This is a genomic window from Bacteroidota bacterium, from assembly GCA_041658205.1.
Lineage (GTDB): Bacteria > Bacteroidota > Ignavibacteria > UBA10030 > UBA8401 > UBA8401.
In genome coordinates this window covers 1081304-1097115 of record JBBAAO010000001.1, presented here as the reverse complement: position 1 = coordinate 1097115, position 15812 = coordinate 1081304, and the positions used below count along the sequence as shown (strand labels likewise).

Annotated in this window: 18 protein-coding genes; 3 read left to right on the top strand and 15 right to left on the bottom strand. The window is 41.3% G+C overall.

The window, feature by feature from the left end:
* Positions 1-40: 40 nt before the first annotated feature.
* The 11 genes from WDA22_04510 to WDA22_04460 all read right to left on the bottom strand — a co-directional run bounded on the left by WDA22_04510 (position 41) and on the right by WDA22_04460 (position 8860).
* The gene (locus tag WDA22_04510; protein ID MFA5832724.1) at positions 41-652 is read right to left on the bottom strand and encodes a superoxide dismutase; all 612 of its coding nucleotides are present in this window, start codon (positions 650-652) and stop codon (positions 41-43) included.
* A gap of 188 nt (positions 653-840) precedes the next feature.
* Positions 841-1149: an iron-sulfur cluster assembly protein gene (locus tag WDA22_04505; protein MFA5832723.1), complete on the bottom strand. Its 309-nt coding sequence runs from the start codon at positions 1147-1149 to the stop codon at positions 841-843.
* Between the two features lie 45 nt (positions 1150-1194).
* Entirely contained in the window at positions 1195-1668 is a 474-nt protein-coding gene (locus WDA22_04500; protein ID MFA5832722.1) for an SUF system NifU family Fe-S cluster assembly protein, read from the bottom strand.
* Positions 1665-2912, bottom strand: a complete 1248-nt coding sequence (locus WDA22_04495; protein MFA5832721.1) for a cysteine desulfurase — start codon at positions 2910-2912, stop codon at positions 1665-1667. The genes WDA22_04500 and WDA22_04495 overlap by 4 nt, the downstream gene beginning before the upstream one ends.
* 36 nt (positions 2913-2948) lie before the next feature.
* Entirely contained in the window at positions 2949-4298 is a 1350-nt protein-coding gene (gene sufD / locus WDA22_04490; protein ID MFA5832720.1) for a Fe-S cluster assembly protein SufD, read from the bottom strand.
* 14 nt (positions 4299-4312) lie between these two features.
* On the bottom strand, positions 4313-5071 hold the full coding sequence (gene sufC, locus WDA22_04485; GenBank protein MFA5832719.1) for a Fe-S cluster assembly ATPase SufC: 759 nt from the start codon (positions 5069-5071) through the stop codon (positions 4313-4315).
* 35 nt (positions 5072-5106) lie between these two features.
* On the bottom strand, positions 5107-6543 hold the full coding sequence (gene sufB / locus WDA22_04480) for a Fe-S cluster assembly protein SufB (protein ID MFA5832718.1): 1437 nt from the start codon (positions 6541-6543) through the stop codon (positions 5107-5109).
* 51 nt (positions 6544-6594) lie between these two features.
* Positions 6595-6966 (bottom strand): iron-sulfur cluster insertion protein ErpA, encoded by a 372-nt coding sequence (erpA, locus tag WDA22_04475; GenBank protein MFA5832717.1) that lies wholly within the window; start codon positions 6964-6966, stop codon positions 6595-6597.
* Positions 6967-6990: 24 nt separating this feature from the next.
* Positions 6991-7284, bottom strand: a complete 294-nt coding sequence (locus tag WDA22_04470; GenBank protein MFA5832716.1) for a hypothetical protein — start codon at positions 7282-7284, stop codon at positions 6991-6993.
* Positions 7281-8456: a cysteine desulfurase family protein gene (locus WDA22_04465; GenBank protein MFA5832715.1), complete on the bottom strand. Its 1176-nt coding sequence runs from the start codon at positions 8454-8456 to the stop codon at positions 7281-7283. Before WDA22_04465 ends, WDA22_04470 begins: the two co-directional genes overlap by 4 nt.
* A gap of 2 nt (positions 8457-8458) precedes the next feature.
* Positions 8459-8860, bottom strand: coding sequence for an Rrf2 family transcriptional regulator (locus WDA22_04460; protein ID MFA5832714.1), 402 nt, complete (start codon positions 8858-8860; stop codon positions 8459-8461).
* Between the two features lie 259 nt (positions 8861-9119).
* Here WDA22_04460 and WDA22_04455 point away from each other — a divergent pair, with 259 nt between their 5' ends.
* Together WDA22_04455 and WDA22_04450 are read left to right on the top strand one after the other, a co-directional pair.
* Positions 9120-10049: a 3-hydroxyacyl-CoA dehydrogenase NAD-binding domain-containing protein gene (locus tag WDA22_04455; protein ID MFA5832713.1), complete on the top strand. Its 930-nt coding sequence runs from the start codon at positions 9120-9122 to the stop codon at positions 10047-10049.
* Positions 10046-11254 (top strand): acetate kinase, encoded by a 1209-nt coding sequence (locus WDA22_04450; GenBank protein ID MFA5832712.1) that lies wholly within the window; start codon positions 10046-10048, stop codon positions 11252-11254. Before WDA22_04455 ends, WDA22_04450 begins: the two co-directional genes overlap by 4 nt.
* A gap of 48 nt (positions 11255-11302) precedes the next feature.
* Here WDA22_04450 and WDA22_04445 read toward each other — a convergent pair whose 3' ends face one another.
* The 3 genes from WDA22_04445 to WDA22_04435 are packed head-to-tail and all read right to left on the bottom strand — an operon-like array spanning position 11303 to position 13733.
* On the bottom strand, positions 11303-12067 hold the full coding sequence (locus WDA22_04445) for a sulfite exporter TauE/SafE family protein (GenBank protein MFA5832711.1): 765 nt from the start codon (positions 12065-12067) through the stop codon (positions 11303-11305).
* A complete protein-coding gene (locus tag WDA22_04440; GenBank protein MFA5832710.1) occupies positions 12064-12696 on the bottom strand; it encodes a YigZ family protein in 633 nt (210 codons plus the stop codon). Before WDA22_04440 ends, WDA22_04445 begins: the two co-directional genes overlap by 4 nt.
* Positions 12696-13733: a hypothetical protein gene (locus tag WDA22_04435; protein MFA5832709.1), complete on the bottom strand. Its 1038-nt coding sequence runs from the start codon at positions 13731-13733 to the stop codon at positions 12696-12698. Before WDA22_04435 ends, WDA22_04440 begins: the two co-directional genes overlap by 1 nt.
* 132 nt (positions 13734-13865) lie before the next feature.
* Here WDA22_04435 and bshA point away from each other — a divergent pair, with 132 nt between their 5' ends.
* On the top strand, positions 13866-15002 hold the full coding sequence (gene bshA / locus WDA22_04430; protein MFA5832708.1) for an N-acetyl-alpha-D-glucosaminyl L-malate synthase BshA: 1137 nt from the start codon (positions 13866-13868) through the stop codon (positions 15000-15002).
* Positions 15003-15027: 25 nt separating this feature from the next.
* Here bshA and WDA22_04425 read toward each other — a convergent pair whose 3' ends face one another.
* Complete coding sequence (locus WDA22_04425; GenBank protein MFA5832707.1) at positions 15028-15804, bottom strand: SOS response-associated peptidase; 777 nt, start codon at positions 15802-15804, stop codon at positions 15028-15030.
* Between the last annotated feature and the right edge of the window lie 8 nt (positions 15805-15812).

The window sequence follows — 15812 nt, the reverse complement described above, 5'->3', positions numbered from 1 at the left end:
ACTTTCCAGGCTGTTAAGACCTGGAAAGTTTTGAAGGTAATTATTTCACCGCTTGTTCGTAACGAGCAACGACATCATCCCAATTCACAACACTCCAGATTGCTCCAAGATAATCTGCACGACGATTCTGATATTTTAAATAGTACGCGTGTTCCCACACATCAACGCCAAGCACCGGATTTTTTCCATCCATAATTGGACTGTCTTGATTTGGTGTTGAGGAAATGACGAGTTTCCCACCGTCAACAATTAACCATGCCCAGCCAGAACCGAAGCGACCGAGGCCTGCTTTGCTGAATTGTTCTTTGAATGCATCAAGAGAACCGAATGTTGAAGTCAAAGCCGATCCGAATTTACTTGAAGCAGGAAAAGCAACATCCTTCTTCAATTGCTGCCAGAACATTGTATGATTCACATGTCCGCCAGCATTGTTTCGGACAGCACCGCGAATTGATTCAGGAACTGTGTTAAGATTCGAGATCAATTCAATCGCTGATTTGGATTGAAGATCTGCATGTTCCTTTAATGCATTATTCAAATTGGTGACGTAGGCGGCATGGTGTTTACCATGATGGATTTCCATTGTTTTTGCATCGATGTACGGCTCGAGTGCGTCAAACGCGTACGGAAGCGGGGCTAATTCATGTGCCATTGATGTATTCTCCTTTGTTTGTGATGAAAATAAATTATTCGATTCATGTGCGTTCATCGAAACTGTTGCCGCTATGGAGCCAAGCACAAGCGACGATGATGTTTTCAAAAAATTTCTTCTGTTCGTTTCCATATTGTTTACGAATGTTCTACTATATCGGCGTTGATAAACCAGCCGTAAAAAAAGTGCTACATCCCTAATGTCAGGCGGGCTTCTTCACTCATCATGCTCGTTTCCCAACGCGGCTCCCAAACGATATTCACGTTTGTTTCTGTCACCCCTTTTACCGTTTCAGACTTTTGCTTCACTTCTACCGGTATCGATTGAGCTGCAGGACATGCGGGAGATGTCAGCGTCATGGTGATATCAACCAAACCGCGGTCGTTTACCTCAACATTGTACACAAGACCGAGTTCATAGATATTTACCGGAATCTCAGGATCGAACACCGTACGGATCTGTTCCGTCACTTGCTCTTTAATGATCATTTTTTCGATCGAACTTAATTGTTGTTCAGTCGGCAGATGATTTGTTTCCATACGTTAGTTTTTTTCACTTTCTGTAGAAATGGATTTTTCTGATTGTGTTAAGGCAGCATTCAATGTATGCCACGCCAAGCTTGCACATTTAATCCTGGCAGGAAACTCCCTTACGCCTGCTAAAGCACCAAGACTTCCTAACTCCTCAATTTTTTCTCCGGGAATTGCATCCCCTATCTTTGTTAAAATGACGGAATGAAATTTCTCAAATAACACTTTCGCATCGTTGATGCTCGCACCTTTTAGCGCCGAGGTCATCATCGAAGCGGAAGATTTCGAAATGGCGCATCCGCTTCCTTGAAATCCAATATCGGAAATGATATCGCCATCCAATTTCAGCCAGAGATGGTAATGATCGCCGCAGAGTGGATTATATCCATCCGCATCGTGCGTAAAGTGTTCCAGCTTCTTAAAATTGCGGGGAGACTTATTGTGTTCAAGAATCAATTGTTGATATAACTCATTCAACTCACTCATCCGAAGATCTCCCTCACCTTTTCAATACCGCGCGCTAATATATCCAGTTCTTCACGCGTATTGTAGATGGAAATCGACGCCCGTGCGGTTGCAGGAATTCCGAATCGCTGCATCACCGGTTGTGTGCAATGATGTCCGGTGCGGATTGCAATTCCTTCTCGATCCAAAATTGTCCCGATATCATGCGGATGTGCATGTTCAAGCACGAACGAAAGAACGCTTGCTTTTTCTTTTGCTGTTCCAATAATTCTAAGGCCTTTTACTTGCTTCAACACGTCTGTTCCATAATCAAGAACGCTATGCTCGTACTCTGCAATTACATCCAAACCGATAATATTGACATAGTCTATTGCAGCACCGAGGCCAATTCCGCCCACAATGTTCGGTGTTCCTGCTTCAAATTTGTACGGAAGATCGTTGAAGGTTGTTTTTTCAAACGTCACGGAACGGATCATATCACCGCCTCCTTGATATGGTTTCATCTGTTCCAAAAGAGATGCTTTTCCATACAACACACCGATTCCGGTCGGACCAAAAATCTTATGTCCTGAAAATGCAAAGAAATCGCAATCAAGTTCCTGGACATCCACTTTTTTATGCGCTACTGCTTGTGCTCCGTCAATCAGTACTTTTGAACCGTTGCGGCGAGCCAGTTCGATAATCTGTTTGATGGGATTGACCGTTCCCAGTGAATTGGAAATATAAACGACTGATACAATTTTCGTCTTTGACGACAGCATCTTCTCATATTCTTCGAGAATCAACTCGCCATCATCAGTCATCGGAATGATTCTGAGTTTCGCTCCTCGTTCTTCACAGATCAACTGCCACGGAACGATATTCGAATGATGTTCCATTGCTGAAATGATTACTTCATCACCCGCATTAAGAAATGTCTTTCCAAAACTCGATGCGACAAGATTGATACCGGCAGTCGTCCCGGCTGTAAAAATGATCTCTTTATTATCCGCAGCGTTGATGAAGTTCTTTATTTTTCCACGTGCTTTTTCATACTCAAATGTTGCAACTTCACTTAAATGGTGAACGCCGCGATGGATATTCGCATTCTGCTCGCGATAATAAACATTTTGCATATCCAGAACAGCATTCGGTTTCTGTGTGGTCGCCGCATTATCGAGATAGACAAGCCGATTTCCATGAACCATTGAGGAAAGGATCGGAAAGTCTTTTCGGATTTTTTCTACATCAAATGATATTTCGTGTTCCAATATATTCATTTTCATTAGCAGACCGTAGAAGATACCGGTCTGGTCCTTACATTAAGCGTGAACAATATCCGGCAGATTTGCCGTACCAAATTTCTTTCGGAGATGATCTACAACAATCAAGTCAACGTGTTGACGTAGATCAGGATGCATTATTTTTTGAGTCGCTTCTGCTGCAAATCCTACCGTTAATATTCCGTTGGCGCTTTCTTCGCTGATACCCCGTGTTTTAAGATAGAATGAATGTGTTTCGTTCATGCCGCCGACAGCTGCACCGTGAGTACACTTTACATCGTCTGCAAATATTTCCAGTTCCGGTTTTGTATCAACAATTGCCTCATCCGATAATAACAGATTACGGTTTGTCTGTTTGGAGTCTGTCTTTTGCGCTTCGGGTTCCACATACACTTTTCCATTAAACACCGCGCGCGATTTGTCCATCAAAATTCCTTTGAACAATTCATGACTCGGGCAGTTCGGATGGATGTGATGCATAAATGTATGATGATCGATCAACTGAGTTCCGGAGGTGATATACAATCCGTTTAAGTTACATTCGGTCGACTCGCCATCGATGATAACACTCATATCATTGCGGGCAATCGCTGCGCCAACAGCAAGGGAAAATATATGAACTCTGCTCTCTTGGTATTGATGGACATGAAGATTCTCAATATGATACGACAATTCACTTTCACATTGCACTTTTACCAATTCAACAACGCTCCCCTTTTTTGCTACAACTTCCGTAACAACATTGGTTAGATTGTTATTTGATTGTGCAGATGCAAAACTATGAACAAAATTTACCGTGCTCCCTGCTTCCACCACAATCAGATTGCGAATATGGGAGACTAACTGATCATTATCATTTTTTGTGGAAACGAATATCAGATGGATCGGTTTCACAATGTGAACGTTCGCAGGCACATGGATAAAAGCTCCATCATTAATAAACGTTGTGTTGAGGGCAGTGAAAGGATTTTTTTGAAGCTTCACATATTGTGAAAGATGTTCTTTGACAATATCATTATGGGTCGAATATGCATCGATAAGATTTTTCACAACAACATTGCTTTGCAATCCGTTCAACTGTGAATGTGTTTTTGAAAAATGGCCGTTCACGAAGACGATGACATGTTGTTCCATGCCTTCCACCAGCAACGATTGGACAAGCTCTGCCGAAACATTTGCCGCACCGGAAGAATACTTGAACTGTGATTTCGCAATAGGCGATATGTTGGTATACTTCCAATCTTCCTCTTTTGTCGTCGGAAATCCTCGCTCCGTAAAAACCGAAAGCGCCGATTGACGGACATCATTCACCCACAACGGACTTTTTGAAGCACCGTTCTGCTGGAACGCCTTAAATTCTGAAATATAATGATTCATTTCGTTCGACATACTCTCTTTTCCCATTATGCTGTCTGCAGCATTTCTTCGCGGATAAAGTCGTAGCCGTTTGCTTCGAGTTCCATTGCGAGTTCTTTTCCGCCCGATTTTACAATACGTCCGTTGACCAAAACATGGACAAAGTCCGGAACAATATAATTGAGAAGGCGCTGATAGTGAGTCACAACAATTGTGGCGTTCGTCGGTGATTTTAATTTGTTCACACCGCTCGATACGGTCTTCAATGCATCGATATCAAGACCGGAATCCGTTTCATCGAGAATGGCCAGTTTCGGTTCGAGCACCGCCATCTGTAGAATCTCGTTTCTCTTTTTTTCGCCGCCGGAAAAACCTTCATTCACGGGACGATGGATGAAACTTTGATCCATTTCAACCACTTTCATTTTCTCTTTAAGCAGTTTCAAGAATTGCATTGAATCCAACTCTTCCTCGCCTCTAGATTTGCGAATTTCATTAAGACCCGCTTTAAGAAAATAACTATTGCTCACTCCGGGAATTTCTACCGGATATTGAAAAGCAAGGAACACACCTGCATGTGCACGCTTTTCCGGTTCCATGTCCAGGAGATTCTGACCTTCGAAGATCACTTCACCTTGAGTTACCTGGTATGCAGGGTGACCGGAGAGAACTTGAGCTAGAGTGCTTTTTCCGGAGCCGTTCGGTCCCATAATTGCGTGGACTTCACCGGCATTTACTTTAAGATTGATTCCTTTCAGAATCTCTTTTCCATTGACTGATGCATGTAAGTTTTTAATTTCGATCATTATTTTCTCTTGAGTTGAATTACAGTAATATGTGATTAGCCGACTGAACCTTCTAAACTGATGCCAAGCAATTTCTGCGCTTCCACAGCAAATTCCATCGGAAGGTTCTTGAATACTTCTTTCGCAAAACCGTTGATGATCATTGAGATAGCATTCTCCGTATTGATGCCGCGTTGTTTACAATAAAAAATCTGATCTTCACCGATCTTCGATGTGGATGCCTCATGCTCAACGCTTGAAGAAGAGTTTTTCACTTCGATATAGGGAAATGTATTAGCGCTGCATTGATTTCCAATCAACATCGAATCGCATTGTGTATAATTGCGCGAGTTGGTTGCATTTTTGCCAATACTCACTAATCCTCGATAGGTATTATTCCCGCGTCCGGCCGAAATTCCTTTTGAGACGATTGTGCTTCGAGTATTTTTTCCAATGTGATGCATTTTCGTTCCAGTGTCTGCATCCTGTCGATTGTTAACAACGGCAACAGAATAAAATTCTCCAATGGAATTATCTCCTTGCAAAATCACGGAAGGATATTTCCACGTGATCGCCGAACCGGTTTCTACTTGCGTCCACGATATTTTAGAATTGACACCCTGGCATTTACCGCGTTTTGTAACAAAGTTATAGATACCACCTTTACCATTTTTATCGCCAGCATACCAATTCTGCACGGTAGAATATTTTACTTCGGCATTATCAAGAGCAACCAGTTCTACTACTGCTGCATGCAATTGATTTTCGTCTCGCATAGGAGCAGTGCAGCCTTCAAGATAGCTGACATACGCTCCCTCTTCTGCAACAATCAGTGTCCGTTCGAATTGGCCTGTGTTGGAAGCATTGATGCGGAAATACGTCGATAGTTCCATCGGACAACGCACACCTTTAGGAATGAAACAAAATGATCCATCACTGAACACTGCAGAATTTAATGCTGCAAAATAATTATCAGCGTAGGGAACAACCGATCCGAGATATTTTTTTACAAGTTCTGGATGTTCGTGAACCGCTTCAGAGAACGAACAGAAGATAATTCCCTTCTCTTTTAATGTCTCCTTGAATGTGGTTGCAACAGAAACAGAATCGAACACAGCATCAACTGCAATTCCGCTCAATCGTTTTTGTTCCGTCAACGAGATACCAAGTTTTTCATATGTTTCTAACAAAATCGGATCAACTTCATCCAAATTATTCAGTTTCTTTACTTGCTTCGGCGCGGAATAATAGCTGATGGATTGATAATTGATCTGCGCATATTTCAGATTGGGCCAGCGAGGTTCTTCCATTGTCAGCCAAACACGGAATGCTTTCAACCGCCATTCGGTCAACCATTCCGGTTCATTTTTCTTTTTGGAGATTACACGCACCACATCTTCGTTCAATCCCGGCGGGATGGTGTCCGTTTCGATATCGGTCGTAAATCCGTATTTATATTCTTGCGATACTAATTCTTCAATTGTTTCCGGCATTGTTTTCCTTTAATGATAGCAGGTTGTCCCTAAGGACGATCTGCCAATTTTTCAAACACCAAATGAACTGCCGCAACCGCATGTCTTTGCAGCCTGCGGATTGTTAAATACAAAACCGCGCCCGTTCAACCCATCGGAAAAATCTAATGTTGTGCCGGACAGATAAAACATACTTTTTTGATCAACGACAATCTTGACACCATGTTTTTCGAGGATCATATCTTTTTCTTTTACAACGTCGTCAAACGCTAGGATGTATGATAATCCCGAACAGCCGCCCCCTTTTACTCCCAAACGAAGCGAGTGTGTTGCAGGAATGTTGTTCTTTTCTTTGATCGAAAACACTTCTTGTGCCGCGCGTTCAGTAAGGACAATATCATCTTCCATTGTTTGCGGCGCTGTAGCAGTCATTACTTCCGACATAATTTCATCTCCTAATAATTTTTTCTATACTGTTTTTTTAATCGCGTAATCAGAATAATTGAGCATCCAGGTTTGCATATTCAATTTTTTAAAGATATTTCGTCTTTCGAAATGCACCGCAATTTCCCGCGCAACTGTTTCTGCCTCAGTTTGCCCAACACTAACATTTTTCTTCTTGAGAAACTCCATCACAGCAAAATGCAGGTCGCGAAAAAACACATTCGACAAATGGATCAATTGCGCCCGCGTTTTCATAAAATTTAAGAATTCAACTTGATTGCCGATGATGTATTGGGATTTTTTAAATTTAATATTCATAATGCTCCTACGCTTACATGTTCTTTGAGTTTTGGAACAATTGTTTGAATTGTCTTCACTGTGTATTCTATCTCCTCATCCGTTGTAAATCGTCCAAGACCAAATCGAATTGTTGATCGTCCGGCTTCTGCGTCTACCCCAATTGCATGGAGAACGTGAGAATATTGAATGTCTCCAATTTCCTCCGATGTACAGGCGGAACCTGCTGAAACTGCAATGTCATTCATTTCCGTCATCAATCGATCCGCATAAATTCCGTGAAAGGTCATATTCAAATTTTGCGGTAACCGGTCAAGTGGATGTCCATTGAATGTAGTTTTTCCAAACGACAATAATTGTTCCTGCAAACGATTCCTTAACCGGTAAAGCCGTCCATTCTCTTCATCCATTTCTGTCACTGCAATTTGCACAGCTTTTCCAAATCCAACGATTCCCGATACGTTTAATGTTCCGGAGCGCAATCCATTTTCGTGACCGGCACCGTCGATCTGCGGAAGAATTGATGTTCGTGGATTTTTTGATCGGAGATATAATGCTCCGACCCCTTTTGGTCCATACATTTTATGGGAAGCAAATGATAACAAATGAATATTCATCGCTGCAACATCAATCGGCAACCTGCCGACTGCTTGTGTTGCATCCGTATGGAAAAGAACGGAACGCTCTGCACACATCTTTCCGATCTCAGCAATCGGTTGAATTGTACCAATCTCATTGTTTGCCATCATCACGGAGACAAGAATTGTTTTGTCCGTGATCGCATGTTGAATCTCGTCAACAATTACTTTCCCGGTTGAATCAACCGGAAGGTATGTGACGACAAATCCTTCTTGCTCCAGTCTCTTGCACGATTCAAGCACGCATTTATGCTCAATCTGCGAAACGATAATGTGATTGCCGTGAGAGCGATATGCTTCCGCAACACCTTTGATTGCAAGATTGTTCGATTCTGTTGCTCCGCTGGTAAAAATTATTTCTCTTGGTTGAGCATTAATCGCTTCGGCAATTTTTTTTCTGGCAATCTCCACTGCTTCTTTCGCAATCCATCCAAACCGATGTTGAAGACTTGCCGCATTTCCAAAATGCTCCTGAAAAAACGGCATCATTGCATCCAGCACACGTTTATCGACCGGTGTTGTTGCATGATAATCCAGATAGATAGGAGTTTTCATTATTAAACTATCTCCGAGACTTTCATGGAATTAAAAACATGTTCTAGACTGTGTTGAATTTTTGCAAGAGGGTTTTTAATAGTACAGCTTGAATAGATTGAACAATTTTCCGGCTCTTCGGCAAAACATTGTGCTATCCCTACTTGCGTTCCTTCTATCACTGAAATAACATCCATCACCGAGATTTCATCTGCTCTTTTGGCTAATGTGTATCCACCCATCGCACCTTGATGCGAAAGGATCAACTTCCCCTTCGTCAGTTTCTGCATCACTTTGGCAAGCACATCGCCGGGAACAGAGTACTTCTCCGAAATTTCCTTCACATTAGAGATATGATTGTTCACCGACGCAATATGCCGGATTGCGATCAAACCATATTCAACTTTTTTCGATAACTTGAGCATTCTTAAATACGACTTGCGTAGTCCTATTTCATTCCAAAAAAATAGAAGAACTTATGATTATTAACAATGTTGCGAAGAAAATTGTTTCATCGATTCTTCCTACTGGACAAATATACCTCTTTTTGATCTAAAATTCCAAGCTATTGACTCAGAAAATATATTTAGAAACTTGGCGCAGAAATTGCGATATTTCCAGTGTAACTGAACGCAAAATCTGTATAGAACATCACAATGTGATAATGTAATATTAAGAAAATATATGACTACATCCCAATTTTCAGAAATTCTAGGCGATATTCAACTCTCCAAAAGAGACTCAGACGGATTCCACACCATTGCTGTTATTGGATTAGGAGTAATGGGACAAGGAATTTCACAATCCATTGCCACTGCCGGTATTGAGGTGATTGCTATTGAAAAATCAGAAAAACGACTTGCTCATCAAATCAAAACAATGGAAGAATCGTTGGACAATGATATTCATCGATGGACGATGACGAAAAGTGAGAAACGCGCGATCCTATCCAGAATAAAAGGAACAACCGAAATTTCCGCAATCGCGAATATTCCAATCATTATAGAAGCCGTTGACGAAAATTTCGAAATGAAACGGAAATTGTTTCATGAACTGGATCAATTATGCGGAGCTGGAACTATTCTCGTCTCCAACACATCCACGTTGAATCTCTCAAAATTAGCAGCGTCAACCAAACGTCCGGATAAAGTGATCGGAATGCATTTTCTTAATCCGGTGCCAAAAGTGCCGCTGGTAGAACTTGTCCGAGGAATGAAAACATCGGATGAGACATTTGATTCCATCAAAAAACTTGCACTACGTCTTGGCAAAACTCCTATTGAGGTATTTGAATATCCCGGATTTGTAACAACAAGAATCATTATTCCATTGTTGAACGAAGCAATGTATATTCTTATGGAAGGTGTGGCTTCCGCTGAAAGTATTGATACTGCCATGCGACTTGGATATGAATTCCGGTATGGTCCGTTGGAACTTGCGGATATGATGGGACTGGATGAAGTGTTGGCATGGATGGATTCTCTCTTCCATGAACTTGGTGAAGCAAAATACCGACCCTGCCCATTGCTGCGCCAGATGGTGAGAAAAGGAAAACTCGGAAAGAAAATGGGAGAAGGATTCTTCAAATACGACGATCACGGAAAGAAAATATGAATATTTTAGTTTTAAATTGTGGCAGCTCCTCTGTAAAATACCAATTAATCGATGTTGATAAAAAACTCTTTCTGGCAAAAGGTGTTGTTGATCGTGTTGGAATGAGTGGTGCAGTCCTTACAAATACAAGAGCAGATGGCGATGAAATCAAAATCACCGGTGACATCCTTGACCACACAACGGCCATTGAATATATTCTCGCCGTACTCCTCAGCAAAAATCACGGAGTCATTTCCACAAAATCAGAAATCCACGCAGTGGGTCACCGTGTAGTTCATGGCGGCGAAACATTTACCGGTTCCGTGTTGATTGATGAGAGTGTCATCAAAGGAATACGAGATAATTTCGAAATTGCACCTTTACATAATCCGCACAATCTTCGCGGTATAACTGCCTGCCAGACGCATCTGCCGGAAATACCGCAAGTCAGTGTTTTCGATACAGCATTCCATCATGAAATGCCTCCGCATGCTTACATTTATGGAATTCCATATTCACTCTATTCCCAATATAAAATTCGACGATATGGATTCCATGGAACGAGCCATTCATATGTGTCGCAGCGTGCTGCAGAATTGATGAAGAAAGATCTCAAAAAGCTGAAAGTGATAACCTGTCACCTTGGAAACGGCTGCAGCATGGCAGCAATTGACAAAGGAATTTCCATAGATACTTCCATGGGATTTACGCCACTGGAAGGATTGTTGATGGGAACCCGTTCCGGCGATATTGATACATCTATTATTCTGTATGTAATGGCAAAAGAGGGATTAAATTATTCAGAAGCGAATACGCTATTGAATAAACATAGCGGATTGCAGGGTATTTCAGGCGTTAGCAGTGATATGCGCGAGGTCATCACCGAAATGAACGAAGGGAATAAAAAAGCAAAATTGGCGTTCGATATCTTCTGTTATAGAGTGAAAAAATATATCGGCTCATATATTGCAGCTCTGGGTGGACTTGATGCATTGGTCTTTACGGGTGGTATAGGAGAAAACTCGCCGGATATACGAAAAGCGATTTGCGAAAATCTGGACTATCTAGGAATTGAATTCGATAAATCAGCAAACAATACAAAAGAAAAAGAAAAAGCGATCAGTACCGCAAAATCGAAAGCAATTGTCTTTGTCATTCCTACGAACGAAGAATTGATGATTGCCTTGGAAACAAAAGAAATTGTTAAAAGCATCAAGAAGAAATAACTGCAGCAAAATCCCATGCGAGTAATTTTCTATTCGCATGGGATCAGATTAGAGATACCGTACAATCATTCTGATCGCACCGAGAATCATCACCACAAGCAAACCCCGAATGATCCATTGACTTTTTATTTGATGCGATAATTTTCCGCCCAACTGCGCACCCATAATTGCTCCCAGACCGAGATACGGAACAAAACTCCATTGCACTTCTCCGATTGATGCATGACTTGCAGCAGCAAACGTTGCGGAGATTGATAAAATAAAATGAGAAGTGGGAATAGCAATAAACGGCGGGAAATAAAATAGATAGATCATGGCCGGCACATGAATAACTCCGCCTCCTATTCCAGCCATGCTCGCGACGAATCCTACAAAGAAACTGATGCTCAAACCTAATATTTTGTTATACGCCGGACGTTGAAACGATGCTATATCGATGATTTCACTGAGCGGTTGTTTCCGAATACCAAGATACAAGACGACTCCGCATAAAAAAATTCCGAAACCGATATCAAAAACCGGTTTGGAAATATATTGCAATATATATGCACCGAGAAATGATCCCGGCAGTGTAGCAATCGCAAAAAGAAATCCGGTCTGATAATCAATTCTTTTTTGCCGCACATACGCAATCGTTCCGGAGATGGCATTCAATGCCACAATCACCATCGACGTGCCGACTGCAACCTGAGGAGAAAATTGATACATAATTGTCAGCAACGGCACAACAATGAATCCTCCGCCAACTCCGAGGATTGTTCCAAAAAAACCGACAATAATTCCGACAGCAAAAAGAAAGAATGATTCAATCATTGCCACACCACTGTTAATGTATTTCCAACGGTAATTTCGGCCGAGCCCCGGGTAGCATTAACGAAAAGAGATTGGAGATTTTCTACATGAGAAGGTAAAACGTGAAGAGTGATGATTGACCGTTCGTCAGAATATGTTGTCCCGCCAATTTTAAGTTTGTTGGAATGGATGGCGTTCATCATCGGATTAGTTTCGGAAAACGGAAACGCAACAATCAATTCTTTCACCGTCGCTTTTGAAATAATCTTTACGTTGGATAGAACAGTCTTAGCAGATTCAAAGTACGCTCTTCCTAATCCACCAACTCCAAGTTTTGTCCCCCCAAAATATCTGGTGACTACAACGAGCAGATCGGAAAGGTTTTTTGCTTGAATGGCAGAATGGATTTTTACTCCTGCGGTGCCCGAAGGTTCGCCATCATCAGAATATCGAAAATGTTTCTTCTCCGCTCCGATGACATAGGCATAACAATGATGCGTTGCATCAAAATATTTTTTGCGGATAGACTCGAGTTTTTGTTTTACTTCTTCCTCATCCCCCACCGGAAAAACATCGGCAATAAATCGTGATCCTTCTTCTTTGATCTGCGCCGACGTTTCCGATTGAACGGAAGAATATACTTCATCCATTATTTAAAATAGACAGCCGTCGTCAAACGAACCATGATATCATCAGCAATCTCGGTTCCCGTACTTTTCTTAAGATTTTTTACGTAAGCAAGATTTGGGATTAAACGCACTTCCGGAATGGGTGAATAATCAACACCGGCGTTGAGATACACTTCTCGGTACCCTGTTGTAGAAACATCTAGATTATCATCGGTTATATCGACCCGAACCACTCCACGGAGTGATTTCATTAATTCATACCAACCAAAGAGCGACGCTCCCACAGGTGTTATATCACTTGTTCCGGCAAATTTACGATTCATGCGATAGAATCCTTCTCCTCCAAAAGTAAATTTCATTGCTGTCATTCCGTAGAACACTTTTCCTGTTAATGTGCTTCTTCCACCTCCGACATTCTCATAATCAACATATAACTCAATCACAGAGGATTTATCAAACCAATTACCAATCACCAATGCTAGTTTTTTCAATTTATCATTTTCTATAGCCAGTCCCGATCCATTATACACTGCAAGTCGTGCATATGTTGTTCCCTGAGGATTTACTCTCCCTGTTAACGTCAATCCCATATCAAATTCATTTGTCATCCCCTTTTTGTCGAGAACTGTTGCTTCCAACGAGCGATAATCCCATATCTTCTCAACAATTTCAGAAGAAAGTGTCTGGTTCAAACCTAATTTCAAATCCATCATCGGACCGATGTTTTTGACCTCGGCATATCCCTGCTTCAAAACATTACCAGTTCCGTCGTAGACCAATTTTGCAGAAATATCTTTGTTATATGAATATTCATACCCCAACATTGCTCGGCGTAACACCGAAGCATTTCGTCCTGAAATGCCAACACTGACGTTTCCAGTCTGTGGTTCTTGTACAATATAAAAAAAATCGTTGAAGATCATCCCGGTAAATTTTCCGGATGACATCGGCTGCGGTTCGGTAGGTTTCTGTGCTTGAGTTTTTATAACATTCTTTTGCTGAGCAAAGACCAGAACAGTGAAAGAAAGCAAGAGAAACACCAGGGAACTTTTTTTCATGATAAATCCTTTCGTTATGTGGGGAGAACTGAGAAAAAGTAATCTTTTTTCCATCACTAAGCAACTGTTTAATGACTTGGTTCTTCAAATGAATAATTGTAATTTTAACTAAGAATTTAACAAGGATTTATCATGAAAATCGGCATTACCTGTTATCCAACGTATGGCGGAAGTGGAGTTTTAGCAACTGAACTTGGAAAGGCACTCGCAAAAAGAGGTCATCAAATTCATTTCATCAGTTATGCAATGCCCATGCGGTTAAACGGCGGGTTTGACAATAATATTTTTTACCATGAAGTCGAAATGACTACCTATCCTGTCTTTGAATTTCCTCTTTATACTCCGGCACTTGCCAGCAAGATGGTGGAAGTAGCAAATTTTGAAGGACTGGATCTGCTCCACGTTCACTATGCCATTCCCCATGCAACAAGTGCCTATCTAGCTAAAAAAATGATATCCAATAAGGATTTTCGCACTGTAACAACACTGCACGGAACAGACATCACACTTGTTGGACTTGAGCCAAGTTTTCTTTCTGTGATGAAATTCAGTATTGAAAAAAGTGATGGTGTAACAGCTGTTTCGCGGTATCTGAAGGAAAAAACACTCACTAATTATAATATCAATAAAGAAATCGATGTTATCCCCAACTTCGTTGATATAGAAGAATACCGTCATGTGGATGATTCCTGCGTTCGGAAAAAATTTTCGCTGGACGATAAACGAATCCTCGTTCATGTTTCAAATTTCCGACCGGTAAAAAGAGTACAAGATGTTATTAGAATTTTTGATCAAGTCCAAAAAAAGATTCCATCAATATTGATTCTTGCAGGAGACGGACCTGATCGTTCCAACTGTGAAATGCTTGTTCGTGAACTGGGAATTCAACATTCCGTAAAGTTCTTAGGAAAACAGGTTGAACTGAGGGAGATCTTATCCGCAGCAGATATTTTTTTAATGCCCAGTCAGCAGGAAAGTTTCGGTCTTTCCGCTTTGGAAGCAATGGCGTGTGAAGTTCCGGTGATCTCCTCTAGTGTTGGCGGACTGCCGGAACTTGTTGTCCATAATCATACGGGATATATTGCGGAAATTGGGGATATCGATCGAATGGCGCGATATGCAATTGAATTATTGACCAACGAGGTAAAACGCGATCAATTTGCAAAAGAAGGGCGTAAACGTGCAGTGGAAATGTTCAATCTTGAGAAGATCGTCGGCGAATATGAAAAACACTATGAAAAAGTGATGAACTCGCCGAAAGTGGAGTAGTAATTTTTTATTGGATTTACCGACATCATTTTTTTGATTTCTTTATTGACATCGGTTTCGTGACTTTTATTAAATCGCGCGCAGTGGGAACATCAAACTCAATCTTTTCGATCATCTCCGGAGATTCTTCGCTTCTATTGACTACGGGAAATACGGTCATCTTTTCTGAAGGATATGCGACGAGAATTGTCTTAAGAAAATCGATGTCATTCATTCCCCTATCCAGCCACACTTCATAATTATTCTGATCGAGAATGACAGGCATTCGTTCATGAATACCAGAAATAATTTCATTGGATGATGTTGTTATGATAGTATATGTAGGGAACTCCTCACCATCTTTATTTTTCCAAACTGAAAATAATCCGGCCATCATAAACGGTGAACGGTCTTTCATGCTGATGAACATTTTTTGTTTGTGTTCTACTCTCTTCGGTTTCCCATTCACCACAGTATCAATCTCATATTTTTTCCATTCATAAAACCCATCTGCGGGAACAAGGCATCGTGCACTTTTATAGTATGGTGCATAGAGCTTACTGGTGTGAAGGGTTTCGGATTTTGCGTTGAACGTAGAGAATTCTGATTTGCCGTCTTTGCTCCAATGCGGCACTAATCCCCAGCGCATGAGCTGTACTTGATATTGGTTATCCCGTTGTGCAACGATAGGCATAAGACTGGTAGGTCGTGCATCGTATTTGGGAAGGAGATCAAATTCTTTTCCCTGATTGCGCCACGTTTGTAATTGCGCAGAAACGGCAAAGATTACTTTTCCATCAATAAGAACATAACGACCGCACATTTGTCCTC